This window comes from Sphingomonas sp. ABOLH, assembly GCF_003951715.1.
GTDB lineage: Bacteria > Pseudomonadota > Alphaproteobacteria > Sphingomonadales > Sphingomonadaceae > Sphingomonas > Sphingomonas hankookensis_A.
Map to the genome: position 1 here is coordinate 38,027 of NZ_QQWV01000012.1, position 24,945 is coordinate 62,971.

A 24,945-nucleotide genomic window follows, 5' to 3' on the forward strand; every position below is an offset into this window, starting at 1 on the left:
GGGTCAACCCGTTGGAGCGCCCAAGCGTTCCGGTGGCGTACGCGGCGTTCCGGCGCTATGGGCACGCGGATGAAGCCTTCCCAGCTCCGCGTCGCGATGTTCAGCGGAAACTATAATTATGTCCGCGATGGCGCGAACCAGGCGCTCAACCGGCTGGCGCGCCACCTGCTCGACCATGGCGTGACGCTGCGCGTCTATTCGCCGACGACCGACAAGCCGGCCTTTCCGCCGACCGGCGATCTGGTCAGCGTGCCAGCCTATGGCATGCCCGGCGGGCGCGGCGAATATAAGCTGGCGCGGGGGCTGACCGCGAAGACGCGCGCCGATCTGACGGCGTTCGCGCCGAATATCGTCCATGTCTCCGCCCCCGATATCCTCGGCCACCGGGCACTCAGCTGGGGGCGCGACAACGGGATCGCGACGCTCGCCTCGCTGCACACGCGGTTCGAAACCTACCCGCAATATTATGGCATCGGCTTTCTGGAGCCGCTGGCGGTCGCGCTGTCGAAGCGATTCTATAATCGCGCCGATCAAGTGATGGTGCCCGGGCGCGGCATGGCCGATTTGCTGCGCGAATGGGGCGTGACCTCGCCGATCGGCATCTGGTCGCGCGGGGTGGATCATCAGCGCTTCAGTCCCGGCATGCGCGATCTCGACTGGCGGCGGTCGCTGGGGATCGGCGACGACGAGGTCGCGGTCAGCTTTCTCGGGCGGCTGGTGCTGGAAAAGGGGCTGGACGTCTTTTCGGAGGTCGCCACCGAATTGCAGCGGCGCGGGGTCAAGCATCGCATCCTCGTGATCGGCGAAGGGCCCGCGCGCGACTGGTTCGCCGAGCGGGTACCGCATGCCGTGTTCGCCGGGTTCCAGGCGGGCGACGATCTTGGCCGGGCGGTCGCGTCGATGGACGTGTTCTTCAACCCGTCGATCACCGAGACGTTCGGCAACGTCACGCTGGAGGCGATGGCGGCGGGCGTACCGGTGGTGGCGGCACGCGCGACCGGCGCGGTCGGCATGGTCGAGGACCGGACGACCGGGTTCCTCGTCCCGCCTCGCGACATTCCCGCCTATGCCGATGCGATTGCACGGCTGTGCGAGGATGCCGACCTGCGCTGGCGCATGGGGTTGGCGGGGCATGACGCGGCCAAGGGGTATCGCTGGGACAGCGCGAACCAGTCGGTGCTGGATGCGTATTTGCGGATCGTTCGGGGGTAGGTTGGTTCGGAGTAAACGTCGCCCCAGCGAAGGCTGGGGCATTCCGCGGCGAGGAGCGCGTTCCCTTACGGGGAGATCCCAGCCTTCGCTGGGATGACGTTGGCGGCGAGCGACGTTGGCGGTGAGCAGCGACGGGACCACTCCCCTTGGCCCCTGCCCTGCCGATCGCTTAACGTCGCATCAACCCGTGTCCGCTATCGCTGCGGGTGACGTTAGGGGCCCCTCGCCGATGATCGACAATTTCTCGCTGGGGCTGACCCACCTGCTGATGCTGATCGCGGCGTGGCGGTTGTTGCGGCGGCCGGACCTCGACGAGGAACGCGTGCGCGACGACGCCCCGCGCAAGGGCCGGGACCGCTTCGGTGCGTGATCTCGTCTTCGTCGCATTCCTGGGATTGTTGTTCGCGGCGGGGTTTCGCAAGCCGTTCGTGTTCGTGCTGACCTATGTCTATATCGACATCGTCTCGCCGCAGCGGCTGACCTATCTGCTGCTCAACTCGGTGCCGATCTCGCTGATCGCCTGCGGCCTTGCCGTGCTCGCCTGGGCGGTGGTCGACGACAAGCGCGACACGCGGATGGCGCCGCGCCAGTTCCTGATGCTCGCGCTCCTGCTCTATTGCCTGTGGACGACCAAGACCGCCGACTTCCCGGTCGAGGCGCAGTTCAAATGGGAATGGGTGTGGAAGGCGCTGGCCTTCGCCATCTTCCTGCCGCTGACACTTCGGACCAAATTGCGCATCGAATCGCTGCTGCTGTTCATGGTGCTGTCGGCCGCGTCGATCATCATCGTCGGCGGGATCAAGACGCTGGGGTCGGGCGGCGGCTATGGCGAATTGAACCTGATGGTGTCGAACAATGCCGGCCTGTACGAGGGGTCGACCATTTCGACCGTGGCGATCGCGATCATCCCGCTGATCCTGTGGTTCAGCCGCTTCGGCACGGTGTTCGCACCCGATTGGCGGGTGCGCGCATTCTGCTATGCCCTCGTCTTCTCCTGCCTGCTGATCCCGGTCGGCACGTCGACGCGGACCGGGCTGCTGTGCATCGGGCTGCTCGGCGTACTGATGCTGCGCGACGTGAAGCGGCGGCTGACCTATCTGGCGATGGCGGGCGCGGCGGGGTTGATGGCGGTGCCGTTCCTGCCGTCGGCCTTCACGCAGCGGATGGAGACGATCGGCACCTATCAGGCCGACGCATCGGCATCGACCCGGCTGGCGGTGTGGATGTGGACGCTCGACTATGTGAAGCAGAACCCGTTCGGCGGGGGCTTCGTCGCCTATCTCCAGAACCGCATCCGTTATGAAAAGGTCGCGGTGGTCGGCGAGGGCGCGAACCGGACGGTCGAACGCAGCCTGGAGGTCGATGCCGGGCGCGCCTATCACTCGGCCTATTTCGAGATGCTGGGCGAACAGGGCTATCCGGGGCTGCTGATCTGGCTGGCGATCAATCTGGGCGGGCTGTTCCGGATGGAGGTGCTCAGGCGGCGCTATGCCAAGGCGGGTGAGGACGAGGCGTGGGTCGTGCCACTGGCCGCCGCACTGCAGAACGGGCATATCGTGTATCTGTTCGGCGCGAATTTCGTCGCCATCGCCTTCCAGCCGTTCGTCTTCATGCTGATCGGCGCGCAGATCGGCCTCGACACCTATCTCGCGCGCAAACGTAGCGAACAGGCTTGGACGCCGATCCAGCGGCGCAAGAAGGGGGCGGTAGCCGCATGAACGAATTGAAGGCGCTGACCGGCGCGCGCGGCCTTGCCGCATGGTGGGTCGTGCTGTTCCACTTGCGCGGATCGATGGCGGAAATGCATCCGGCGATCGAATCCGCCATCGCCAAGGGCTATCTGGCGGTCGATTTCTTCTTCCTGCTGTCGGGCTTCGTCATCTGGCTGTCGTGGGGGCGGCGGTTCGGCGAAGGCGGGCTGCCGGTTGCCGGGCGGTTCCTGTGGAAGCGGATGGCACGGATCTGGCCGCTGCACCTGTTCGTGCTGGCCTGTGCGGTCGCGCTGGCCGTCGTGCTGGCGGCGACCGGGCGCAATATCGATCGCTTTCCCTTTGCCGAACTGCCGCTGCATGTCGTGCTGCTGCAAAGCTGGGGGTTCGTCGATCCGCTGAAATGGAACGATCCGGCCTGGTCGATCTCGGCCGAATCCGCCGCCTATCTGTTGTTTCCGCTGCTGGCGGTGGCGGTCGACTGGCGCCGCGTGCCGAGCGTGGTGCTGGTCGCCTTCGTCGCATTGCTGTTGTTCGGGCTGCTGCCGCTATGCGGGCAGGACGGCTTGGGCAGCGAGTTGCAACGCTTTGCCGTGGCGCGCTGCGTGATCCAGTTTGCCGCCGGGACCGCGATCGGCGCTTTGTGGCTGCGCTGGCAGGGGCGTGACCTTGTCGCGGTATCGGCGGGCATCCTCGCGCTGGGGCTGGCGGCGGCGTGGGGGACGAAGCTGCTGTCGGAGGCGCATTCGCTGCCCGCCGCACTCGCGTGCCTGTTGCTGGCGGCGGGGATCACGTCGAACCGGCGCGGCAACCCGCTGGAATGGTGGCCGATCTACCGGCTGGGCGAGATCAGCTATGCGACCTATCTCGGCCATTTCCTGCTGTGGTTCGTGTTCAAGCTGGTGCTGGTCGAGGATGCGACCGACGCGCCGCTATGGGTGCTGGCGCTGTATATCGTGGCGGTGATCGCGTCGTCGGAAGTGCTGTATCGCGGCGTAGAGCGGCCGGCGCAGAACTGGTTGAACCGGGTCGGGGATCGGCGGCGGCTGGCGGTGGCTTAGCGTTTCCGCTTACGTCACCCCGGACTTGATCCGGGGTCCCGCTTTCTTTGCCGCGCGTAGAGGAAGAAGAAGCGGGACCCCGGGTCAAGCCCGGGGTGACGTTTGGGGCGGATGGTGAGGATCACCACCCGCCTCCTCGCCTCACGCCTCGGCCAGTTCGCTTTGCAGTGCCTCGATCACCGCCTTCGAAAAGGCGGGAATGTCGTCGGGCTTGCGGCTGGTGATCAGGTTGCCGTCGATCACGACCTGTTCGTCGACCACCTCGGCACCGGCATTTTCGAGGTCGGTGCGGACCGATGGCCAGCTGGTCACGCGGCGGCCGTCGACCACGTCGGCCTCCACCAGCAGCCACGGCGCATGGCAGATGGCGGCGACGATCTTGTCGTCGTCCATGAATTCGCTGACGATCTCGACCGCGCGTTCCTGCATGCGCAGCTTGTCGGGATTGCCGACGCCGCCGGGCAGCAGCAGCATGTCGAATTCCTCGGTATCCACCGCGTCGAGCGTCAGGTCGGGGGTGATCGTCCGCGCCTTTTCGCTGTCGTTGACGACGCCCTGGATCGGATCGGTCTTGATCGAGGCGAGCGTCACGTTCGCGCCTGCGTCCAGCAGCGCCTGACGCGGGTCGAACAGTTCGGATTCCTCGAACCCGTCGGTGGCGAGGATCAGCACGCGGGCATTGGCGAGGTCGGCCATGGGAAGTCTCCTGTGCAGGGTGGTCCGCCCCCAACCGGCTGACTCCGCGTCGGTTCCCGCCCACGCGGCGGATGCCGGAACGAAGCGACGAGCCGAACATTGATCGGGATATTCGCAGGGACAGCCCGATGGAACCAGCCGAAGACGACGACCTCCCCTGCCCCGCCGGCTGCTTCTTTTCCGATTGCGAGGCGCCGGGCATCACCCGCAAGAAGCTGACGCGCGGCTGGGGCTATTACGACCCGGACGGCGACCGGATCACCGATCGGAACGAGATCGACCGGCTGAACGCCATCGGCCTGCCCCCCGCCTATCGCGACGCATGGTTCTGCCCCGATCCCACCGGTCATATCCAGGCGATCGGCTGGGACGAGAAGGGTCGCAAGCAATATCGCTATCACGCCGATTTCCGCGCGGCGCAGGAGAGCGCCAAATATGATCGCTGCGCGTCGTTCGGGCACAAGCTGCCGAAGCTGCGCGCGCAGGTGGAGCGGGACCTTGCCAAGCGCGCGCTGTCACGCGACCGGGCGGTGGCGGCGGTGGTGCGGCTGCTCGATCTCGGGCGGGTGCGCGTCGGCAACGAAGGCTATGCGCGGGTGAACAAGAGCTTCGGCGCGACGACGCTGCGCAAGCGGCATGCGAAGCTGAGCGGGACCAGGCTGAAGCTCCAATATCGCGCCAAGTCGGGCAAGATGCGGGTGCTGACGATCACCGACCGCTCGCTCGCCAGTTTCGTGCGCAAGTGCCAGGACCTGCCGGGACAGCACCTGTTCCGCTGGGTCGATGCCGAGGGGGAGACGCATCCGGTCACGTCGAGCGACGTCAACGCCTATATCCGCGCGGCGATGGGCGATGACTTCACCGCCAAGCATTTCCGGACGTGGGGTGCGAGCGTGCTGGCGTTCGCGACGCTCGCCGATGCCGATCAGGATATCAGCCTGAAGACGATGCTGGGCCCGGTGGTCGATGCGCTGGGCAATACGCCGGCCATCGCCCGCAAATCCTATGTCCACCCGCTGCTGATCGATCTGGTCAAGGACGGGCAGAGCGCGTTTCGCGAGACCCTGCGCCTGCCACGGGCCGCGAAACATCTCAGCCGCCACGAACGCGGGCTGATCGCGCTGCTCGAAGCGCAGGACCGCGTCGCCGTCGCCGCTTGAAGGAACCGCATGAGTACCAATACCACGTCGCCGGCCGCGACCGTCGAGAAGAGCTTCAACGCCGATCAGGCCCAGGCACAGGCCCGGCTGTTGCTGCAGGACAGTGCCCGGTGGATTTCGGACAACTGGCTGCAGGTGCTGGTGGCGCTGGGCGCCGGTGCGCTGATCGTCATCGTCCTGCTGCTGGTCCGCCGCTGGGGCATGAAGCTGGCGGGTGAGGACCGCACCGGATGGGGCAGCGTCGCAGGCCGCGCGATCGGGCGGACCGGGCTGTTCTTCATGGTGATGCTGGCCGCCAAGCTGGTCGACGGCTATGCCAGCGCGCCGCCGATGGTCACCGCGACGATCGAGTTCCTGTTCACCGTCGCCGCCGTGTTCCAGGCCGCGATCTGGGCGCGCGAGGTCATATTGGGTGCGGTCGAGCGGCGGACGGCGAGCGACCATTATCATGGCGAGGCGCTGGCATCGGCGATGGGGCTGATCCGGTTGCTGGTCACCTTCGCGCTGTTCGCCATCGCGCTGATCGTCGTGCTCGACAATCTGGGGGTGAACGTCACGGGTTTGGTCGCCGGCCTCGGCGTCGGCGGCATCGCCATCGGTCTGGCGGCGCAGGGCATCTTCGCCGACCTGTTCGCCGCGCTGTCGATCATCTTCGACAAGCCGTTTCGGCGCGGCGACAATGTCCATTACGACCAGACCGACGGGTCGATCGCCGAGATCGGGCTGAAATCCACCCGCATCCGTTCGGTCACCGGCGAAGAGCGGATCATTTCCAACAAGAACCTGCTCGACAAGGAAATCACCAACAACACCCGCCGCGCCCATCGCCGGGCGTCGTTCGTGATCGGCGTCACCTATCAGACCGATGCCGAGACCTGCGCGCGCATCCCGGCGATGCTGCGCGAGGTGGTGGAGGCGGAGGAGCGCGTGTTCGTGCGTTGCGGGCTGATCGGCTTCGGCGCGTCGAGCATCGATTTCGAGCTGCTCTTCGATTCGGCCGGCGCCGATTATGCAGCGTTTTACGACGGGCGGACGGCGGTCGGCATCGCGATCCTGCGCCGCTTCGCCGCCGAGGGGATCGAGATCGCCTATCCGACCCAGGTCAATCTGAATGCCCGCGCGGACGGCACGATCGTCGATCCCAGCCCGGCACATCCGTAGCGTTTTTCGAACATCGGGTCTGCCCTCCCGTCATAGCGCATTTGCCCTTTCGGAAAATTCGGTGCGTCGACGCTTGCAGCGGCGCCGGCCGACGCTATGATCGCCCTAACGTGCGGGAGAGGATCGCAATGGCCGAAATTGCGGCAGAGGAACTGGCGGCGCAGGTCGGCGCAACATGGCGGTCCGAATGGATCGTCGTCGATCAGGCGATGATCGATGCCTTTGCCGATGCGACCGGCGACCGGCAATTCATCCATGTCGACCCGCAGGCCGCCGCCGCGACTCCGTTCGGCGGAACCATCGCCCATGGGTTCCTGCTGCTGTCGCTCATGCCGAGACTGGCGGAGGCGACCGATCTGCCCCGGATCGCCGGCGTGCGGATGGAAGTCAATTATGGCGGCAACCGCACCCGCTTTCTGGCGCCCGTCCGGTCCGGCTCCCGCATCCGCGGCCGTTTCACGCTGCTGGCGCTGGAGCAGAAACACCCCGGCCAATGGCAGCGGACCAGCGAATATGCCGTCGAGGTCGACGGCGCCGACTCCCCCGCGCTGATCGCCGAATGGATCAGCCAGTATTTCACCTGAACACCCGAGGAAATTCCATGCGCTCTGCCGTCATCGTATCGACCGCCCGCACGCCCATCGGCCGCGCCTATCGCGGGGCTTTCAACAACCTGCCCGCGCCGACGCTGGCCGCCCATTCGATCCGAGCTGCGGTCGAGCGCGCCGGGATCGACGGGGCGGAGGTCGACGACGTGCTGTTGGGCGCGGCGATGCAGCAGGGGCATCAGGCAAACAATATCGCCCGCAACGCCGCGCTGCGCGCCGGCCTGCCGATCAGCGTTTCGGGCATGTCGATCGACCGGCAATGCGCCAGCGGCCTGATGGCGATCGCCACCGCCGCCAAGCAGATCGTGCACGACCGGATGGATATCTGCGTCGCGGGCGGCGTCGAATCGATCAGCCTGGTGCAGACGCCGCAGATGCGCCTTGCACCCGACCCCGAACTGCTCGCGATGCATGGCGATATCTACATGCCGATGCTCCAGACCGCCGAGATCGTGGCTGCGCGTTACGGCATCTCGCGCGAGCGGCAGGACGCCTATGCGCTCCAATCGCAGCAGCGCACCGCCGCCGCGCAGACGGCGGGCCTGTTCGACGCCGAACTCATTCCCGTGACCGCCACGATGAACGTCGTCGACAAGGCGACGAAGGAAGTGTCGAGCCATGAAGTCACGCTGACCAAGGACGAGGGCAACCGCGCAGATACGACGATCGAGGGGCTGCAGGCGCTCAAGCCCGTGCTGGGCGAACAGGCGGTCATCACCGCCGGCAATGCCAGCCAGTTGTCGGACGGATCGTCGGCCTGCGTGGTGATGGAGGAATCGGTGGCGGCGGCCCGCGGGCTGCAGCCGCTCGGCCGCTATGTCGGGATGGCGGTGGCGGGCACCAAGCCGGACGAGATGGGGATCGGCCCGGTCTATGCGGTGCCGAAGCTGCTCGAACGCTTCGGGCTGAAAACGGACGATATCGGGCTGTGGGAGCTGAACGAGGCGTTCGCGGTGCAGGTGCTGCATTGCCAGGACGTGCTGGGCATTCCCAACGACCGGCTGAACGTCAATGGCGGCGCGATTGCGATTGGCCATCCGTATGGCATGTCGGGCGCGCGGATGACCGGCCATGCGCTGATCGAAGGCAAGCGGCGTGGCGTGAAATATGTCGTCATTACGATGTGCGTCGGCGGCGGCATGGGCGCCGCGGGGTTGTTCGAGGTGCTTTGAGAGGGCTCGCGGCATCCGACACGGTAGGGAGCCATTGTGTCGGGTGCTGGCGATGGAACCGCGACGGTGCCGCGTCCATGGATCCCGGCCTGCGCCGGGATGACGGTTTTGGTGAGACGGACGTCGTCTAAAACGTCGTAGAACGAACTACCCTCCCCCACCCCGTTCGGTTCGAGCAGCTTCGAGCTTGTCGAGAAGCGTCAGTCGAGAACTTGGTCGCTCGGGACACCCCCTTCTCGACTTCGGTTCTCGACAGGCTCTAACCTGCGCTCGAAGCAAACGGTGGGTTTGGATGGATAAGGTTGTGGCGATCGGGTAGCGCCACCCCCCCCCCCCGCCGGGGAGAGGGCTTTTAGGCGTCACCCGATCCGCTGCATCCAGCCGTGCGGGTCGTTGCTCCGCCCCCGCTGGATGTCGGTCAGCTGCTTGAGCAGCGCCTGCGTCCGCTCGCCGGGCTGGCCGTCGCCGATCTGGAAGCTGAAATCCGCCGACGATACCTTGCCGATCGGCGTCACGACGGCCGCCGTGCCGCAAGCGAACGCCTCGACCAGGCGGCCGCTGGCGGCATCGGCCTGCCACTCCTCGATCGAATAGCGTTCCTCGCGCACCGTGATCTCCTGATCGCGGGCCAGCGTCAGGATCGAATCGCGGGTGATGCCGGGCAGGATCGTGCCGGTCAGCGGCGGGGTGAGCATCGTGCCGTCGTCGAACACGAAGAAGATGTTCATGCCGCCCAGTTCCTCGACCCAGCGGCGCTCGGTCGCGTCGAGGAACACGACCTGATCGCAGCCCTGCCGGATCGCTTCCGACTGGGCGAGCAGGCTGGCGGCATAGTTGCCGCCGCACTTGGCATCGCCGGTGCCGCCGGGCGCGGCGCGGGTAAATTCCTTCGACACCCAGAGCGACACGCTCTTGGCACCGCCCGGCCAGTAATTGCCGACCGCCGAGGCGATCACGCAATAGAGATATTCGGCCGAGGGCTTCACGCCGAGGAACGTCTCGGACGCGATCATGAACGGGCGGAGGTAGAGCGCGCTGCCCTCGCCGGCCGGAATCCACTCGCGCTCGGCCAGCGTCAGTTCGCGGCACGACGCGACGAACAGGTCCTCGGGCAGCTCGGCCATGGCGAGGCGCTTGGCCGACCGCCGGAACCGGGCGGCATTCTGTTCGGCGCGGAACAGCGCGACGCCGCCATCGGGCAGCGTGTAGGCCTTCAGTCCCTCGAAGATTTCCTGCGCATAGTGGAGCACGGCGGCGGCCGGGTCCATGACGATCGGCGCGCGCGCGGTGATCTTCGCGTCGTGCCAGCCCTTGTCCTCCGACCAGCGGATCGTCGCCATGTGATCGGTGAATACCCGGCCAAAGCCCGGATTGACGATCCGCGCCGCCCGCTCGCTCGCCTCGACCGGGGTCGCATGGGGTTCGAAGGCGAAGCTCGGCTGCGTCATGGCGTCCTCTTGGATGAATGCTTGCGGAGGGGTAGGCCGGATGGCACAAATGGTCAACATGACTGCCCCATCTTCCGCGCAACCGATGACCGCATCCGCCCTGTTCCTGCGCGAGGCCGAGGTGCGACGCGGGATCGAGCTACTCTATTTCGGCTACAGCCACCTGACGCGCAGCATCGACGAGGAACTGTCCGCGCAGAATCTGGGGCGGGCGCATCACCGCGCGCTCTATTTCATCGCACGGCGGCCTGATCTGTCGGTCAGCGAATTGTTGCGGTTGCTGGCGATCACCAAACAGTCGCTCGGGCGGGTGCTGAACGACCTGTCGGCACGCGAACTGGTCGAAAGCCGGGCGGGCGACCGCGATGCACGGCAGCGGTTGCTGAAGCTGACGCCCGAGGGGCAGGCGCTGGAGGCCCGGCTGTACGAGATGCTGAACGCGAAACTGTCGCGCGCCTATTCGGGGGCGGGACAGGATGCGGTCAGCGGTTTCTGGGCCGTGCTGGAGGGGCTGATCCCGGCAGGGGACAAGGCTGCGGTGGCGGCGTTGGGGCGACCATGACTGCTGCACCGTCACCCCGGACTTGATCCGGGGTCCCGCTTCCTTTGGCACGGTTAGAAGAAGAAGCGGGACCCCGGGTCAAGCCCGGGGTGACGGGATCGCAAGTGGCTTAGCCCCGCGCAGCTGCGGCTATTTCCGCGTTGCGACGTTCGGATGCGGCGAGCGTGGCGCTGAGCAGCTGCTTAAGCGCATCGCCTTCGTCGAGCACGTTCAAGCCTTGCCGCGTCGATCCGCCGGGGCTGGCGACACGGTCGGCGAGCGTCGCAGGCGATACGTCCGACCCGGCGGCCATGGTCGCCGATCCCTGTACCGTGGCAATGGCGAGGCGTTGCGCCTGATCGGCAGGCAGGCCGAGAGCGGCACCGGCTGCTGCCAACGCGTCGATGAAGCGGAACACGAAACCCGGCCCGCAGCCCGACAGCGCCGTAACCGCGTCGAACAGCGCGGCGTCGTCGATCCATTCGACCAGCCCGAGCGGGGCCATCAGCGCGGCGGCGGTATCGCGGGCAGCCCGATCCTCCCCGTGCGAATGCAACGCCACGACCCCCTCCCCAATCGCGACCGGCAGGTTCGGCATGGCGCGGACGACGGTGGCGGCGTCGAACCGCCGCGCCAGCGCCGCCTCCTCGACCCCGGCAAGGATCGAGATCAGCAGCGGCACGCCGGCGATATGCGGCGCAAGGTCGGGCGCGACCTGATCGAGTTGTTGCGGCTTGATCGCCAGCACGACGACCGCCGGCGGCCCGTCCTGCGGGATCGCCGTACCATGGGTCACGCCCGCCGGCACCTCGCGCGGCGAGCGGGTGACGACGGTGATCGCCCTCGGATCGACGCCATCGGCGATCCACCGCTCCAGCATCGCCCCGCCCATATTGCCGCAGCCGATCAGCCACAGCGGTCCGGGCAGCGCGGTCATGCCTCGCCCTGCGTCTCGATCATCGACGCGGCGATCGCTTCCTTCGGCGACTTGCCGCCCCACAGCACGAACTGGAACACCGGGTAGAAGCGCTCGCATTCGTCGATCGCGGCGTCGATCATCATTTCCGCCTGATCGATGGTCAGCACCGGCTCCTCCGGCAGCATCGCGGCGTGGCGATACAGCAGGATGCCGCTCGACGACCACAGCTCGAAATGGCCGATCCACAGCTGTTCGTTGATCAGGCCGATCGTTTCATAGATCGCCCCGCGCCGTTCGTCGGCGACGCGGATGTCGGGCAGCGCGAGGAACTGCAGCACGCCGTCCTCGCCCCGCCAGATGGCGCGCAGCTCGAACTCGGTCCAGCTGCCCTTCACATGCGCGACGATCTCGTCCCCGTCGCGCTCATGCTTCCAGCCGTGCGCCGCGAAATAGCGCTCCAGCGTATCGATCGGCACGGCGTCGTCGCCGTCCTCTTCCACTTCGTCCAACATCATCCCCAAATCTTTAGCCGCTCGCGTGCCCGGCGTCACGCGTTACGGCGTGGGACCCGGGACGGCGGATCAGAGCGCGCCTTCGCCCGCCCCCGGCGCGTCGGGCGTGATCGGCTGCGCGGCCGGCGCGGTCTTGCCCTCCAGCGCGTCGAGCCGGGCGCGCAGCGCGTCGGCCTCGTCGCGGGCGGCGACGGCCATCGCCTTCACCACTTCGAATTCGTCGCGGCTGACGAAATCCATGCCGCCCAGGAAGGTCTTGGCACGTTCGCGCGCCGCAGCCTCGCCCTCGCGGGCCATGCCGGCAAGGGTCCCGGCGGCGCCGTTCACGAACTTGGCGAAATCGTCGAACAGGCGATTGTCGGACTGCATGGAAAATCCTTCCAGTTGGTCGGGCGCGACACGGCCCGCCCTTTCTCTAGAGCTTGATTTGGGTGGAATGGGCCGGCGGCACAAGGGTTTCCGCATCCGGATTGCGCCGGTCGATCTGCCAATTGAGCGCCGATGCGATCACCAGCCAGACCAGATAGGGCACCAGCAGCCACGCCGCGATCGGCCGAATGCGGCCGAAGGCGAAGGTGGTGGCAAGCGCGGTCAGGAACAGGGCGACGATCAGGTATAGCGCCAGTGTCACCTGATGCGCGCCGAAGAACAGCGGCGACCATATGAGGTTCATCGCCAGCTGCAGGGTGAACAGCGCGATCGCGATGCCGCGCCCCCGCGCCCCGCGTGCGTTGAGAACGACCGCCAGCGCGAAGCCCATCAGCAGGTACAGGATCGTCCAGACGACCGGGAATGCCCATTGCGGCGGGCGGATCGCCGGCAGGTCCAGCATCCGGTACCAGCCATTCGCATCCCCCGCGACGACCAGCTGTCCCGACGTGAACCCCAGCAAAAGGATTAACGGCACGCACACCACCGCGCGCCGCAGAAATCCTGATCGCAACTGCCACTTCGACGCGATCTCGTTCATCCCGTACCCCAGCCCCCACTGCGCACGCTGCGCTGCCGTTCAGGGCGCATTGCTTGCTGTGTGCGGTGCATCATTGCAAGCCAAAGCGGTCGATTCGGGGGCGTACGCACCGATCAGGAACTCGATATTGCCCTCGGGACCGGTAATTGGGCTGGGATCGACGCCCGCAACGCGCCAGCCAAGGCCGGTCAGCCAGTCGGCGACCGCGTCGCAGACCCGCGCATGGATCGCGGGGTCGCGCACCACCCCACCCTTGCCGACCTCGTCGCGGCCCGCCTCGAACTGCGGCTTGATCAGCGCCAGCAGCCGCCCGCCGGGCTTCACGAAGCCGAGCGGCACCGCCAGCACCTTGGCCAGCGCGATGAAGCTGGCATCGCACACCACCAGGTCGATCGGCTCGGGGATATGGGCGGGCGTCAGCAAGCGTGCGCTGAGCTGTTCATGGACGATCACTCGCGGGTCCTGTCGCAGCTTCCACGCCAGCTGGTTGGTGCCGCTGTCGACCGCATAGACCCGCGCCGCGCCGCGCGACAGCAGCACATCGGTAAAGCCCCCGGTCGACGACCCGACATCGATCGCCACCGCACCACCCACGTCCCAGCCGAAATGGTCGAGGCCGTGCGCCAGCTTGATCCCGCCGCGCGACACCCAGGGATGATCGCGTCCGCGCACGTCGAGCGTCGCGTCGGGCGGCAGTTGCTGGCCGGGCTTGTCCACCTTGCGGTCGCCGACGAACACCAGCCCCGCCATGATGAGCGCCTGCGCCCGCGTCCGGCTTTCGGCCAGACCGCGATCGACGAGCATCTGGTCCGCACGTTGCTTTGCCATGGCCCCGCATGGCGCGGCTTTCCGCCCGTCGCAACCCTTGATCGACTGGTCGATTGGCCATTGCCTATCGTTTAAGTAGGAATACATTGGCTGCAGGAAGTCGCCCGGACCCGATCCCTGTCCCTAAGCGTGGCCGGCGGCTTCCACCCTGTTGGAACACCCAAGAGCAGGAGCGCGATGATGGCACAGCTTTCGACTCCCCAGACCGGCCTGCCGACGGTGTTGACCGTGCCGGGCCTCAACGGTTCCGGCCCGTCGCACTGGCAGACATTGTGGGAGCAATCGCGGCCCGATACCGCGCGGGTCGAACTGGGCCTGTGGTCGCGGCCCTTGCGCAATGCATGGGTGACGAAGCTGGACCAGGCGATCCGGCAGGCGCAGGCGCCGGTGGTCCTCGCCGCGCACTCGCTCGGCTGCCTCGCGGTCGCATGGTGGGCGCAGCTGTCGGGCCAGCCCTATGGCTGGCCTGTGGCGGGCGCGTTGCTCGTGGCGCCGGCGGATGTCGATCGCCCCGGCGCGCCGGTCGAGTTGCAGGGGTTCGCCCCGACGCCGCGCTTCGCCCTGCCCTTTCCGTCGCTGGTCGTCGCATCGACCGACGACCCGTGGGTGTCGATCGAGCGGGCGCATTCGATGGCGGTCGATTGGGGCAGCCATTTCGTCGATGCCGGCGCGCAGGGCCACCTCAACGCCGCCAGCGGCATCGGCTGGTGGGAGGAAGGACAGGAACTGCTCGACCGGGTCATCGCTGCGTCGGGAGATGGCCATGGCCATGTCCGGTTGCCCTCCGAAGCGCGCTCTGTGCTGGCGGTGAACGCCACCGACGCAGCGCAGGGGCAGTTCCTGCGCTAGAGGAACGGGTTGCGGACCTCCAGCCGAGCATCGATGACCAGCCCGTGATGGAGGTCCTCGCTCCATAGCCGATCGCAACCCGCGGACAGCGCGGCGGCGGAGATCATGCTGTCGTAGATCGACAGGCGATAGCGTTCGGCGATGCGCAGGCCATCGCGGTGGATGGCATCGGTCAGGGGAACAATGTGCGGACACAGGACGCGCAACGCGGCAAGGGCGTCGTGGATTGCCGGCCATTCGTAGCGCAGCTTGCGCCGGGTAACGGTCGCAAACTCGTTGAGCGACTGCACGCTGATGATACCGCCGTCCGCCAGAAGCGACTGCGCGCGTATCGCCCTGTCATCGACGCCCAGCGCATAGACGAGAATGTTCGTGTCGAAGAACGCGACGCTCAACGCGCGTTCGCCTCCTCTCGATCGAATTTGTATCCGGGCGGGAGTGGCCGTGCCAACGCGCGCATCGCGGCAATTGCTTCGTCACGAGTCATTGGCGCAGGATCGCTGCTCCGCCGCACTTCGACGCTATCCCCTTCATGCAGCCCCAGCGTTTCGGCCACATCCTGCGGAATGACGATAGCGAGCTGGTCACCGATCTTTTCGACCTTCACCGCGCTTCTCCTTCGTCGGGCAAATTACGTCGATGCGGGGCGGCTGACAACCGACTGAAGATAGACCGCAAGGTCGCGAACGTCCTTCATCGGCGGCAGTTCGACCGGATTGGCTGGCGTCGGCATCACCAGCCCCAATCGCCACCAACTCGCCTCGACCAGATCCGCAACCTCTTCGTCATCGATCATCAGGAAGCGGGCGAAATCGTCGTCGGGATGGGGCACGACGCCCTGCCCATAATAAGGCGCGACCAGTTCGCGGGTCAGCGCGGCGATGGCCGGCGACACGCCGTTATCGGCGACCATCGCGTCGAAATCCGCCTCGCTCCACCCGGCGCGATACGCCCTGGCCGCGCGAAACTGCCGCCACATCCGCCAGTTGAACCAGGCGAGCGCGACCACCGCCAGCGCGATGATCGCCGCCGCCTTCTGTCCGCCGGTCATGCGCGGGCTTCGGCGGCTCCGCTCTCGTTCCAGCGCAGCGCCTGCAACACGGTGTCGACGATCTGCGGCGCGTTCAGGCCGGCCTCGTCATACTGTTTCTGCGGGCTGTCCTGATCCTGGAACGTATCGGGCAGGCGCATCGTGCGCAGCTTCAACCCGGCGTCGATCAGGCCGGAATCGCTGGCGAAGGTCAGGACATGGGCGCCTAGTCCACCAACCGCGCCTTCCTCGACGGTCACCGCGACCTCGTGCGTCGTCAGCAGGCGACGGATCAGCGCCTCGTCGAGCGGCTTGGCGAAGCGCAGGTCGGCGACCGTAGTCGACAGCCCCTTCGCCTCCAGCGCATCGGCGGCCTTCAGCGCCTCTTCCAACCGGGTGCCGAGCGACAGGATCGCGATCTTGCTGCCTTCGCGGACCAGCCGGCCCTTGCCGATCTCCACCTTTTGCGGAACCTCCGGCAGCGCGACGCCGACGCCGTTGCCGCGCGGATAGCGCACCGCGATTGGCCCGGCATCATATTCGGCGGCGGTATAGGTCATGTGGACCAGTTCCGCCTCGTCCGCCGCGGCCATCACCACCATGTTAGGCAGGGTAGCGAGATAGGTCACGTCGAAGCTGCCGGCATGGGTAGCACCATCCGCCCCGACCAGCCCGGCGCGATCGATCGCGAAGCGGACCGGCAGGTTCTGGATACAGACATCGTGCACGACCTGGTCGTAGGCGCGCTGCAGGAAGGTCGAATAGATGGCGCAGAACGGCCGCATCCCCTGCGCGGCGAGGCCGGCGGCGAAGGTGACGGCATGTTGTTCGGCGATACCGACGTCGAAGAACCGGTCGGGATGTTCCTTGCTGAACCGGTCGAGCCCGGTGCCCGAGGGCATCGCGGCGGTAATCGCGCAGATGCGGGTGTCGCTGTCCGCCAGCTTGCTCAGCGTATGGCCGAACACATTCTGGTACTGCGGCGGGCCGGCCGGCGCCTTGACCTGCGTGCCGGTGATGACGTCGAACTTCTGGACGCCATGATATTTGTCGGCTGCCGCCTCGGCCGGGGCATAGCCCTTGCCCTTCTTGGTCACGACATGGACCAGGATCGGGCCTTCCGCCGCGTCGCGGACATTTTCGAGGACGGGGATCAGATGGTCGAGATTGTGACCGTCGATCGGACCGACATAATAGAAGCCCAGTTCCTCGAACAGGGTGCCGCCGGTCGCCATGCCGCGGGCGAATTCGTCGGTCTTGCGCGCGGCGGTGTGCAGCGGGCGGGGCAGCTTGCGCGCCAGTTTCTTCAACGCATCGCGGATGCCGAGGAATTCGCGGCTCGACACGATGCGCGACAGATAGGCGGACAGGCCACCGACCGGCGGCGCGATCGACATGTCATTGTCGTTGAGAATGACGACCAAACGGTTGCCCGCCTGTTCGGCGTTGTTCATCGCCTCATAGGCCATGCCCGCCGACATCGCGCCGTCGCCGATCACGGCGATGCCCTTGCCCGGCGTGCCGGCGATCTTGTTGGCAACCGCAAAGCCCAACGCCGCCGAGATCGAGGTCGAGCTGTGCGCCGCACCGAACGGGTCGTATTCGCTCTCCGACCGCTTGGTGAAGCCCGACAGCCCGCCGCCCTGGCGCAGCGTGCGGATGCGATCGCGGCGGCCGGTCAGGATCTTGTGCGGATAGCATTGGTGACCGACGTCCCACACCAGCCGGTCGGCGGGCGTGTCGAACACATAATGGATCGCGACGGTCAGTTCGACAACGCCGAGGCCCGATCCGAGATGCCCGCCGGTCGTACCGACCGCGCTGATCGTTTCCTGTCGCAGTTCGTCGGCGAGTTGCCGCAAATCTTCCGGAGCCAGCTTGCGAAGGTCGGCGGGCGTCTGAACGGTGTCGAGCAGCGGGGTGCTAAGTGGATCGGCCATCGGGCCTGCCTAGCGCAGGCGGAACCCACTGTCGATTGCCGGTACGCGCAAGGTCCGACAAACTCGGCACGTCCTTCAGTTCAGGTTCAATTCTGCGCGCAATCTGCACAGGTTCCGCGCACTTCGATGACCGGACGTACCGGCTTGAACCCGGCACCCGATGCGGCGGCGCGGACGGTCCCGGTGATCTTGTCGTCATCGATATGCGTCGTCTGTCCGCATTGGTCGCAGACCAGGAAGATGCAGTCGTGGACGCAGTCGGGATGGGTGTTCGCTAGATAGGCGTTGGCGCTTTCGACCCGGCGGGCAAGGTTGGCGTTCACGAACAGGTCGAGGATGCGGTAGACGCTGTTCGGCGCGACCCGGCGACCCTGCGCCTTCGACACCGCATCGGCGATGTCATAGGCCGAGGCGGGTTTGTCGAACGAGGCGAGCACATCGAAGATGCTGGCACGCATCGCCGTCCATTGTTCACCGGCGCGAATCAGCGCGGCTTCCGCCGCCTTGTTCCATGCGGTCCCGTGATGTTCGTGATGTTCGTGCGCCATGCCAGCGAGATAAGCGTGCGCGGGGCCAGCGGCAACCCGGTCAGCAACCCGCCCGGCGGTTGAGGTGATGGCCGAGCGCCAGCAGGCCGACACCGCTCAGCGTCGCCAACGCCTCCGGCACGCCATGCGGCAGGGTCAGCGCCATCGCCATGATCGCCAGCCCCGCCCCGCCGATCAACGTCGGCAGCTTGTGGCCGTGGCGCCAATAGCCCGCGCCCAGCGCGACAGTGCCGAGCAGCACGGCGAGCAACAGCCCGACTTCATGGATCGCGGGATGCAGCAAGGTGCCGCCGACCGAGGCGAGCAGCGCCATGACCGCGATGGTCGTGACGCAATGCACCGCGCACAGCCCGGACAACAGGATGCCGAACCGATCGAGTCGGCCTTCGTGCAACCAGGAGCGGGCGGCGGTGCTGCGCATCGCCACCCTATGCCCCGGATTGCGCGAAGTTACAACATATCGTTTCATGGGACCGATAACGCGGTTCGGACGATCGGGTTCGATCGCCGGACGAAATCGCTGATATTTCAGCGTTTGCGCTTCACCATCAGGTCCGGCTTCGCAGGCGGCGTCCAGCCGGCCGGCGGCTCGACCCGCTGCCGGCTGGTGCCCAGCCCCATCGCGCCGGGCTGCTGCCGCGTCAGCCCGGCGGTGTCCGCCGCCTGCGCCGCATCCGGTTCGGCACCGCCGCGCAACAAGGTGATCCGGTCGCGCAGCCGCGACGCGGTTTCGAAGTCCATCGCCGCGGCGGCGGCTTCCATCTGCGCGCGCAGGGTTTCGATCGTGTCGGTCATCCGGCATCAACGCACGACGCCGGTCGACGGATCATTGCCAGTCGAACGCCAGCGGCGCTTCACGAAAGGCGAAGCGGTCGAGATGCCGGGCGACGGCCCCCTTCAACCCATCCAGCTGTTCGGCGGACGTCGCGTCGATCCGGACGTTCAGCGCGTCGGCCCGGGCATCGAACGTCACCAGCGCGTCACCGGGATGGCTGGCGCCGCGCGCATCCTTCGGAAAGACGACGGTGCCATGATCGGCGTCGAACTCGACCGTCAGATTATGTTGCCAGTGCTTGCACAGCTGCTGGAGGTAGCGGCTGGCATGCGCGGTCGGCACCGCCGCCTGGGTCGTGCAATCATTCATAGACGTTCTACCTTCTGGGCCGCCTCGTCGAGGATCGCGGCGATGGCGTGGAGCGTGTCGGTGTCAACTTCCGGCCCGGCGAGGCGATGATGCAGCGCGGCGCGCAGATTGGCCCGGGCGCGGTGGATCGGCCCGGCGTCGGTCCGGGCGCGATGTTCGCCCAGCGCCGTCAGCCGCGCGAACAGGTCACCGACCTGCTCGGCATCCTGCGCCAGTTGCGTGGTGCCGGCCTCGGTCACCGCGAACAGCTTGCGCGTACCCTCGCTCGCCTGTTCCTCGATCAGCCCCATGTCGGTCAGCAGCGTCAGCGTCGGATAGACGACACCGGGGCTGGGCGCATAGGCACCGCCGGTACGCGCTTCGACCGCACGGATCAGGTCATAGCCGTGGCGCGGCGCCTCGGCGATCAGCGCCAGCAGCACCAGCTTCAGCTCGTCCCCGCCCAGCACCCGTCCGCGCGGTCCGCCGCCATGGCGACCGCCGCGACCGCCATGCCCCGGTCCGCCGGTCCATGACGCATATCCCATTCCAAATCGCATATTCATTCTCCGATATATCTTGTCCTTTAAGATATATCTCGAAATAGCTTTTGCAAGGGCGTTTCGCGTAACTTTCGCAACCCCTATATTCCGCTCATGTCCGACCTGTTCGCCGACTTCGCTCCCCCTACGCCCCAGGCCCCGGTCGACGGACCGCTTGCCGACCGACTGCGCCCGACCACCCTGGCCGAAGTCGTCGGACAGGATCACCTGACCGGCCCCGAAGGCGCGATCGGGCGGATGGTCGCGGCGGGCAAATTGTCGTCGATGATCCTGTGGGGACCGCCCGGCACCGGCAAGACGACCATCGCCCGCCTGCTCGCCGACGCGGTCGGCCTGCGCTATGCCCAGATTTCCGCCGTCTTTTCCGGCGTCGCAGACCTGAAAAAGGTCTTCGCCGAAGCGCGCGAACATGGCCGGCTGGGCCGCAAGACACTGCTGTTCGTGGACGAAATCCACCGCTTCAACCGCGCGCAGCAGGACGGTTTCCTCCCCTATGTCGAGGACGGCACGGTCACGCTGGTCGGCGCCACGACCGAAAATCCGTCCTTCGAACTGAACGCGGCATTGCTCAGTCGGTCGCAGGTGCTGATCCTGCACCGGTTGGGCGCCGATGCGCTGAACGAATTGCTGGCGCGCGGCGAGGCACTCGAAGGGCGCCCCCTCCCCCTCGACGACGCGGCCCGCGCGGCGCTGGTGGCGAGCGCCGATGGCGACGGGCGCTTCCTGCTCAACCAGGCGGAGACGCTGTTCTCGATCGAACTGCCCGAACCGCTCGATCCCGCCGGGCTGTCGGCGCTGCTGCAACGCCGCGTCGCGGTGTACGACAAGGACCGCGAGGGGCATTACAACCTGATCTCCGCGCTCCACAAATCGCTGCGCGGATCGGACCCTCAGGCGGCGCTCTATTACATGGCGCGGATGCTGACCGCGGGCGAGGAACCGCTCTACGTCCTGCGCCGGCTGACCCGCTTTGCCAGCGAAGACATTGGTCTCGCCGACCCGCAGGCGCTGGTGCAATGCCTCGCCGCCAAGGACGCGTACGAGTTTCTCGGCAGCCCCGAAGGCGAACTGGCGATCGTGCAGGCGTGCCTCTACCTCGCCACCGCGCCCAAATCGAACGCCGCGTACAAGGCGCAGAAGGCCGCGTTCAAATCGGCGCGCGAGACGGGATCGCTGATGCCGCCGCCCTCGATCCTGAACGCACCGACGCGGCTGATGAAGGATATCGGCTATGGCAAGGGCTATGCCTATGACCACGACCATCAGGACGGCTTTTCCGGTGCAAATTACTGGCCCGAGGAGATGACGCCGGCGCGCTTCTACGAACCGACCGGGCGCGGGTTCGAACAGCGGATCGCCGAGCGGATGGCATGGTGGGACGAACGGCGGCAGACGTCGTGAAGGACTGGGCGGAGGTCGTCGCCGCCGGGCTGGCGCTGCCCGGCGTGGAACTGGGCACCAGCTATGGCCAGCCGGCGCTGCGCTTCCGGAACGGCACGCTCGCCGGCACCACCGCGCCCGATCCGGGCAGTTTCGTGCTGCATGTCGCGCTGGCGGAAAAGGACGTGCTGCTCGATACCGATCCGGCGATCTTCTGGCAGACCGATCATTATCGCGACTGGCCGGCGATCCTCGTGCGTTACGGCACCGATGCGCGCGACCGTATCGCACTGCTGCTGGAACGGGCATGGTGGGACCGGGCGACGCTGCGCCAGCGGCGCGACCGGGGCGAGCGACCCTGACGCGGCGCTTTACCTGGTTCGCCGCGATCGACTGGTCGGGACAGGCGGTCGCGCGCCCGGCGGGGCTGGCGGTGGCGGAGGTGGGCGACGGCGGCCCGGCGCTCGTCGCACGCGACGGAGGATGGTCGCGGGAAGGAATCCTCGACTGGCTGACCATGCTCGCCGACACCCAAGCGGACATGCTGATCGGGCTGGACCTGTCGCCCGCCCTGCCCTTTGTCGATGCCGACAGCTATTTCCCCGGCTGGACGGAATCGCCGACCGATGCACGCGCCTTGTGGGCGATGGTCGAGCGACGCGCGGCGGACGATCCGCATCTGGCGGCGACGTCGGCGGTCAACGATGCCGAGCTGTCGCGCCATTTCCGCCGCCATCGCGCCTGCGGCGACCTGTTCGGGCAGGGCCGCGGACGATTGCGGCTGTGCGAGGAACGGCAACGCGCCGCCGGCTTTTCGCCGACCAGCTGCTTCAACCTGGTCGGCGCGGCGCAGGTCGGCAAATCGAGCCTGACGGGCATGCGGGTGCTGCACCGATTGGACGGGCGGATACCGGTCTGGCCGTTCGATCCGGTGCCGGAGACCGGACCGGTCCTCGTCGAAATCTACACGACCATCGCCGCACGGGCCGCCGGGGTGCGTGCCGGGCGGAGCAAGCTGCGCGATGCGGAACAGCTGGATGCAGCGCTGGCGGTACTGGGCAGTCCGCCGCATGTACCCTCGCCACGCTATGACGATCATGCCACCGATGCGCTGCTCGGCGCCGCATGGCTGCGGGCGGTGGCGCACGATCCGGCGCTCTGGTCGCCACCGGCATTGTCGGCGCAGGTCGCGCGGACCGAAGGCTGGACCTTCGGTGTGGTTTGAGATTGTGGTTCGACCCGCCGCTTGGTAGACGGCACGCGGCGTGCCCCGTTACGTTAATGGTAAACGGCTTCCTTTGTAACGAAGAGACGCGGGTTCGATTCCTGCACGGGGCACCAGCCGCCGCTTCGCTGCCTAGTTCAGACTCGCGCGCAGCCTTCCCGCCACATCCTCCAGCGTGACGCCGGCCAGCTGGTCCTGTCCCTCGCCTGCGCGCAGGACGGTCGCGATGTTCAGCATGATCTGCGTCACATGGTCGATCGACTGCAGCCCGGTCAGGTGCCGGCGTAGCGTGGCTTCGTCGCTGCCCAGTTCGAACGCCAGCTCGCCGAGCAGGCGCGAGGCCCGCTCCAGCTCGCCGGCCAGCGCCTCGCCCAGCGCGGGCGAGGCCGGGGGAAAGGCGACCCCGCTCATTTCGAACACAGCTTCAGCACGCCGGCGGCCAGCCCATCGGCCGGAACCGGCTGGGTCACCATGCCTCGCGACAGGGTATGGCCGCCGCCGCTTTCCGCCGGGGCAAAGGCATAGCCGCCCGCGCCCAGCATCGCCTTCAGCCCGCCGCCGCCATCTTCGCTGCTGTCGAGGAACAGGACGCCGGCCGCGTTCGACCCGGCAGCCTTGGCGGCGGCGGCGAACAGCAGCGAGATCGACGGACGCTCGCCCGCCACCGGATCGCGCGCCAGCAGGCGCAGCTTGCCCGAGGGCCAGGCATCGACGACGAGGTGATGGTCGCCCTGCGGCGCGAAATAGATCGTGCCCTGTTCGATCGCCATGCCGTCCTGCGCGACCACGACCTTGGGCGCGACCTGCGATCCGAGCTTCTCGACCATCCCCTCGACCAGCCCCGGCCCCAAATGCTGCACGACGATCGTCGGCGGGCAGTTGGGCGGGAATTGCCCGAACAGGTTGAACAGCGACGCCGTGCTCGACGCATCGCCGCCCACCACCAGCAGGCGACCGTTCCAGTCGATCGGCCGCGCGGCCGATGCGACCTTGGGCACCTTGACCGGCGCGTTGCGCGCCGACTTGATGCGCTTGCCCAGCTTCGCGATGATCGCGTTCAGTTCGGCCGGCGCCGCGACGCGCGGCTTGGGCAGGCAGTCGATCGCGCCCAGGCGCAGCGCCTCGATCGTCTCGCCCGCGCCATCGGTGGTGCGGGTGGAGAACATGATGACCGGCATGGGCTTCGATTCCATGATCTCGGCCAGATATTCGATGCCGCTCATCCCCGGCATTTCGACGTCGAGCGTCATCACGTGCGGCTTGAGCGACGCGACCATCGAGCGCGCCTCCTCGGCGCCATCGGCCAGTCCGACGACCTCCACGCCCGGAATCCGTTCGAGCGCCCCGGAAATGAGCGCGCGCATGGTCAGGGAGTCGTCGACGACAAGGACCTTCGTGCTAGCAGCCATGATGTGATTGTCCCAAAAAGATTACGCGGTACGTCAGGCGGCTTCGGCGACCGGCTGGTCGACCAGTCGGTCGAGCGCCAGCACCAGGATCATGCGATTGTCGATCGTCGCCAGCCCTTCGAGGAAGCGCGACGCTTCGGTATCGCCCATGTCGGGCACCGGCTGCATCGCATCGGGGTGGATCGACACGATGTCGTTCACCGCATCGACGATGATGCCCTGCAGCTGTTCGCCGATCCGCACGACGATGATGACGTGGCGGGCCGACGGATCGGTCACGCCCCAGTTCAGCCGGTGGCGCAGGTCGAACACCGGCAGCACGACGCCGCGCAGGTTCACGACGCCGCGGACATAGGGCGGCACGTTGGGCAGCGGCGTGGCCGGCGACCATGCGCGGATCTCGCGGATCGCCATGATGTCGACGCCCAGGATCTGGTCGCCCAGCTGAAAGGTGATGAGTTGGCGGGACATGGGTGGTTCCTTGATCGCGCTATAGGGTCAGTGCATGACGCGCCGGATCGCGGCGGCCAGCTTTTCGGGGTGGAACGGCTTCACGATCCAACCGGTAGCACCGGCATCGCGCGCGCGCTGCTTCTTTTCGTCCGAACTCTCGGTCGTCAGCACCAGGATCGGCAGGCTGCGACGCCCCTGCCCGCGGACTTCGGCGATCAGGCCGAACCCGTCCATGCGCGGCATGTTGATGTCGGTAATCAGCAGGTCGGGCTGGAACCCGTCCAGCTTTTCCAGCGCATGGACGCCGTCCTCGGCCTCCACGACGCTGTATCCCAGATCGGTCAGCGCGACCCGCAGCAACATCCGCATGCTGGGCGAATCGTCGACGGTCATGATCGTCTTGGCCACGGTAAGAGGCTCCCTCGGTG

General features: G+C 67.0%; 33 protein-coding genes and 1 tRNA gene. 14 read left to right on the forward strand and 20 right to left on the reverse strand.

The genetic code is table 11. The features are described from left to right. Nucleotides 1-69: 69 nt before the first annotated feature. The 4 genes from CA237_RS08025 (at nt 70) to CA237_RS08035 (ending at nt 3,982) form a co-directional block, all read left to right on the forward strand. Nucleotides 70-1,212 (forward strand): glycosyltransferase family 1 protein, encoded by a 1,143-nt coding sequence (locus CA237_RS08025; protein ID WP_066688683.1) that lies wholly within the window; start codon nt 70-72, stop codon nt 1,210-1,212. Nucleotides 1,213-1,441: 229 nt separating this feature from the next. Continuing rightward, nucleotides 1,442-1,582, forward strand: a complete 141-nt coding sequence (locus CA237_RS19630) for a hypothetical protein (RefSeq protein WP_164523846.1) — start codon at nt 1,442-1,444, stop codon at nt 1,580-1,582. Continuing rightward, the gene (locus CA237_RS08030) at nt 1,575-2,930 is read left to right on the forward strand and encodes a DUF5935 domain-containing protein (RefSeq protein ID WP_066688624.1); all 1,356 of its coding nucleotides are present in this window, start codon (nt 1,575-1,577) and stop codon (nt 2,928-2,930) included. Before CA237_RS19630 ends, CA237_RS08030 begins: the two co-directional genes overlap by 8 nt. Continuing rightward, nucleotides 2,927-3,982: an acyltransferase gene (locus tag CA237_RS08035; RefSeq protein WP_066688622.1), complete on the forward strand. Its 1,056-nt coding sequence runs from the start codon at nt 2,927-2,929 to the stop codon at nt 3,980-3,982. Before CA237_RS08030 ends, CA237_RS08035 begins: the two co-directional genes overlap by 4 nt. 141 nt (nt 3,983-4,123) lie before the next feature. Here the strand turns inward: CA237_RS08035 and CA237_RS08040 are convergent, their stop codons facing one another. Next, the gene (locus tag CA237_RS08040; RefSeq protein ID WP_066688617.1) at nt 4,124-4,678 is read right to left on the reverse strand and encodes a type 1 glutamine amidotransferase domain-containing protein; all 555 of its coding nucleotides are present in this window, start codon (nt 4,676-4,678) and stop codon (nt 4,124-4,126) included. Between the two features lie 128 nt (nt 4,679-4,806). Here CA237_RS08040 and CA237_RS08045 point away from each other — a divergent pair, with 128 nt between their 5' ends. The 4 genes from CA237_RS08045 to CA237_RS08060 all read left to right on the forward strand — a co-directional run bounded on the left by CA237_RS08045 (nt 4,807) and on the right by CA237_RS08060 (nt 8,779). Then, nucleotides 4,807-5,838, forward strand: coding sequence for a DNA topoisomerase IB (locus tag CA237_RS08045; protein WP_126013662.1), 1,032 nt, complete (start codon nt 4,807-4,809; stop codon nt 5,836-5,838). Between the two features lie 9 nt (nt 5,839-5,847). Further along, a complete protein-coding gene (locus tag CA237_RS08050; protein ID WP_066688615.1) occupies nt 5,848-6,999 on the forward strand; it encodes a mechanosensitive ion channel family protein in 1,152 nt (383 codons plus the stop codon). 128 nt (nt 7,000-7,127) lie between these two features. Beyond that, nucleotides 7,128-7,583: a MaoC family dehydratase gene (locus tag CA237_RS08055; RefSeq protein WP_066688614.1), complete on the forward strand. Its 456-nt coding sequence runs from the start codon at nt 7,128-7,130 to the stop codon at nt 7,581-7,583. Nucleotides 7,584-7,600: 17 nt separating this feature from the next. Beyond that, nucleotides 7,601-8,779, forward strand: a complete 1,179-nt coding sequence (locus CA237_RS08060; protein WP_066688612.1) for an acetyl-CoA C-acyltransferase — start codon at nt 7,601-7,603, stop codon at nt 8,777-8,779. A 359-nt stretch (nt 8,780-9,138) separates the two neighbouring features. Here the strand turns inward: CA237_RS08060 and CA237_RS08065 are convergent, their stop codons facing one another. After that, on the reverse strand, nt 9,139-10,227 hold the full coding sequence (locus CA237_RS08065; RefSeq protein ID WP_066694098.1) for a branched-chain amino acid aminotransferase: 1,089 nt from the start codon (nt 10,225-10,227) through the stop codon (nt 9,139-9,141). 85 nt (nt 10,228-10,312) lie between these two features. Here CA237_RS08065 and CA237_RS08070 point away from each other — a divergent pair, with 85 nt between their 5' ends. Further along, entirely contained in the window at nt 10,313-10,789 is a 477-nt protein-coding gene (locus CA237_RS08070; RefSeq protein ID WP_232308064.1) for a MarR family transcriptional regulator, read from the forward strand. Between the two features lie 109 nt (nt 10,790-10,898). Here the strand turns inward: CA237_RS08070 and proC are convergent, their stop codons facing one another. From proC to CA237_RS08095, 5 genes are all read right to left on the reverse strand, one after another. Continuing rightward, nucleotides 10,899-11,705, reverse strand: coding sequence for a pyrroline-5-carboxylate reductase (gene proC / locus CA237_RS08075; protein WP_066694104.1), 807 nt, complete (start codon nt 11,703-11,705; stop codon nt 10,899-10,901). Then, entirely contained in the window at nt 11,702-12,202 is a 501-nt protein-coding gene (locus tag CA237_RS08080) for a YbjN domain-containing protein (RefSeq protein ID WP_066694106.1), read from the reverse strand. The genes proC and CA237_RS08080 overlap by 4 nt, the downstream gene beginning before the upstream one ends. Nucleotides 12,203-12,268: 66 nt before the next feature. Next, nucleotides 12,269-12,568 carry an accessory factor UbiK family protein gene (locus tag CA237_RS08085; RefSeq protein ID WP_066694108.1) on the reverse strand — a complete coding sequence of 100 codons (300 nt, stop codon included), beginning with the start codon at nt 12,566-12,568 and terminating at the stop codon, nt 12,269-12,271. Between the two features lie 46 nt (nt 12,569-12,614). After that, nucleotides 12,615-13,169 (reverse strand): TspO/MBR family protein, encoded by a 555-nt coding sequence (locus CA237_RS08090; protein ID WP_066694110.1) that lies wholly within the window; start codon nt 13,167-13,169, stop codon nt 12,615-12,617. Between the two features lie 39 nt (nt 13,170-13,208). Beyond that, entirely contained in the window at nt 13,209-13,997 is a 789-nt protein-coding gene (locus CA237_RS08095) for a TlyA family RNA methyltransferase (protein WP_198158625.1), read from the reverse strand. 180 nt (nt 13,998-14,177) lie between these two features. On the opposite strand from CA237_RS08095, the gene CA237_RS08100 reads away from it, so the two are divergent. Further along, nucleotides 14,178-14,846 (forward strand): alpha/beta hydrolase, encoded by a 669-nt coding sequence (locus CA237_RS08100; RefSeq protein WP_066694544.1) that lies wholly within the window; start codon nt 14,178-14,180, stop codon nt 14,844-14,846. On the opposite strand, the gene CA237_RS08105 is transcribed toward CA237_RS08100, so the two are convergent. From CA237_RS08105 to CA237_RS08145, 9 genes are all read right to left on the reverse strand, one after another. After that, nucleotides 14,843-15,241: a PIN domain-containing protein gene (locus tag CA237_RS08105; RefSeq protein WP_066694113.1), complete on the reverse strand. Its 399-nt coding sequence runs from the start codon at nt 15,239-15,241 to the stop codon at nt 14,843-14,845. The genes CA237_RS08100 and CA237_RS08105 overlap by 4 nt on opposite strands. Then, nucleotides 15,238-15,453, reverse strand: coding sequence for an AbrB/MazE/SpoVT family DNA-binding domain-containing protein (locus tag CA237_RS08110; RefSeq protein ID WP_066694115.1), 216 nt, complete (start codon nt 15,451-15,453; stop codon nt 15,238-15,240). The genes CA237_RS08105 and CA237_RS08110 overlap by 4 nt, the downstream gene beginning before the upstream one ends. A gap of 24 nt (nt 15,454-15,477) precedes the next feature. Further along, nucleotides 15,478-15,897, reverse strand: a complete 420-nt coding sequence (locus tag CA237_RS08115) for a hypothetical protein (protein WP_066694117.1) — start codon at nt 15,895-15,897, stop codon at nt 15,478-15,480. Continuing rightward, the gene (gene dxs / locus CA237_RS08120; protein WP_066694118.1) at nt 15,894-17,816 is read right to left on the reverse strand and encodes a 1-deoxy-D-xylulose-5-phosphate synthase; all 1,923 of its coding nucleotides are present in this window, start codon (nt 17,814-17,816) and stop codon (nt 15,894-15,896) included. The genes CA237_RS08115 and dxs overlap by 4 nt, the downstream gene beginning before the upstream one ends. Nucleotides 17,817-17,902: 86 nt before the next feature. Beyond that, nucleotides 17,903-18,364 carry a Fur family transcriptional regulator gene (locus tag CA237_RS08125; protein ID WP_066694123.1) on the reverse strand — a complete coding sequence of 154 codons (462 nt, stop codon included), beginning with the start codon at nt 18,362-18,364 and terminating at the stop codon, nt 17,903-17,905. A gap of 40 nt (nt 18,365-18,404) precedes the next feature. Continuing rightward, nucleotides 18,405-18,785 (reverse strand): MerC domain-containing protein, encoded by a 381-nt coding sequence (locus CA237_RS08130; RefSeq protein ID WP_066694550.1) that lies wholly within the window; start codon nt 18,783-18,785, stop codon nt 18,405-18,407. 107 nt (nt 18,786-18,892) lie between these two features. Next, a complete protein-coding gene (locus CA237_RS08135; protein WP_066694125.1) occupies nt 18,893-19,159 on the reverse strand; it encodes a UvrB/UvrC motif-containing protein in 267 nt (88 codons plus the stop codon). 31 nt (nt 19,160-19,190) lie between these two features. Further along, nucleotides 19,191-19,508: a DUF2218 domain-containing protein gene (locus tag CA237_RS08140; RefSeq protein WP_066694128.1), complete on the reverse strand. Its 318-nt coding sequence runs from the start codon at nt 19,506-19,508 to the stop codon at nt 19,191-19,193. Further along, entirely contained in the window at nt 19,505-20,047 is a 543-nt protein-coding gene (locus CA237_RS08145) for a PadR family transcriptional regulator (RefSeq protein ID WP_066694552.1), read from the reverse strand. The genes CA237_RS08140 and CA237_RS08145 overlap by 4 nt, the downstream gene beginning before the upstream one ends. A 96-nt stretch (nt 20,048-20,143) precedes the next feature. On the opposite strand from CA237_RS08145, the gene CA237_RS08150 reads away from it, so the two are divergent. The 4 genes from CA237_RS08150 (at nt 20,144) to CA237_RS08165 (ending at nt 22,771) form a co-directional block, all read left to right on the forward strand. Beyond that, a complete protein-coding gene (locus CA237_RS08150; protein ID WP_066694131.1) occupies nt 20,144-21,451 on the forward strand; it encodes a replication-associated recombination protein A in 1,308 nt (435 codons plus the stop codon). Continuing rightward, on the forward strand, nt 21,421-21,792 hold the full coding sequence (locus tag CA237_RS08155) for a hypothetical protein (RefSeq protein ID WP_126013665.1): 372 nt from the start codon (nt 21,421-21,423) through the stop codon (nt 21,790-21,792). The genes CA237_RS08150 and CA237_RS08155 overlap by 31 nt, the downstream gene beginning before the upstream one ends. Then, nucleotides 21,738-22,655 (forward strand): hypothetical protein, encoded by a 918-nt coding sequence (locus CA237_RS08160; RefSeq protein ID WP_066694137.1) that lies wholly within the window; start codon nt 21,738-21,740, stop codon nt 22,653-22,655. Before CA237_RS08155 ends, CA237_RS08160 begins: the two co-directional genes overlap by 55 nt. A gap of 42 nt (nt 22,656-22,697) precedes the next feature. Further along, nucleotides 22,698-22,771 (forward strand) — tRNA-Thr (locus CA237_RS08165). 16 nt (nt 22,772-22,787) lie between these two features. On the opposite strand, the gene CA237_RS08170 is transcribed toward CA237_RS08165, so the two are convergent. The 4 genes from CA237_RS08170 to CA237_RS08185 are packed head-to-tail and all read right to left on the reverse strand — an operon-like array spanning nt 22,788 to nt 24,925. After that, complete coding sequence (locus tag CA237_RS08170) at nt 22,788-23,066, reverse strand: hypothetical protein (protein ID WP_066694140.1); 279 nt, start codon at nt 23,064-23,066, stop codon at nt 22,788-22,790. Then, on the reverse strand, nt 23,063-24,064 hold the full coding sequence (locus tag CA237_RS08175; RefSeq protein ID WP_232308065.1) for a chemotaxis protein CheB: 1,002 nt from the start codon (nt 24,062-24,064) through the stop codon (nt 23,063-23,065). Before CA237_RS08175 ends, CA237_RS08170 begins: the two co-directional genes overlap by 4 nt. A gap of 33 nt (nt 24,065-24,097) precedes the next feature. Continuing rightward, nucleotides 24,098-24,535 carry a chemotaxis protein CheW gene (locus CA237_RS08180; RefSeq protein ID WP_066694144.1) on the reverse strand — a complete coding sequence of 146 codons (438 nt, stop codon included), beginning with the start codon at nt 24,533-24,535 and terminating at the stop codon, nt 24,098-24,100. Between the two features lie 27 nt (nt 24,536-24,562). After that, complete coding sequence (locus CA237_RS08185) at nt 24,563-24,925, reverse strand: response regulator (protein WP_066694146.1); 363 nt, start codon at nt 24,923-24,925, stop codon at nt 24,563-24,565. Nucleotides 24,926-24,945 lie beyond the last annotated feature (20 nt).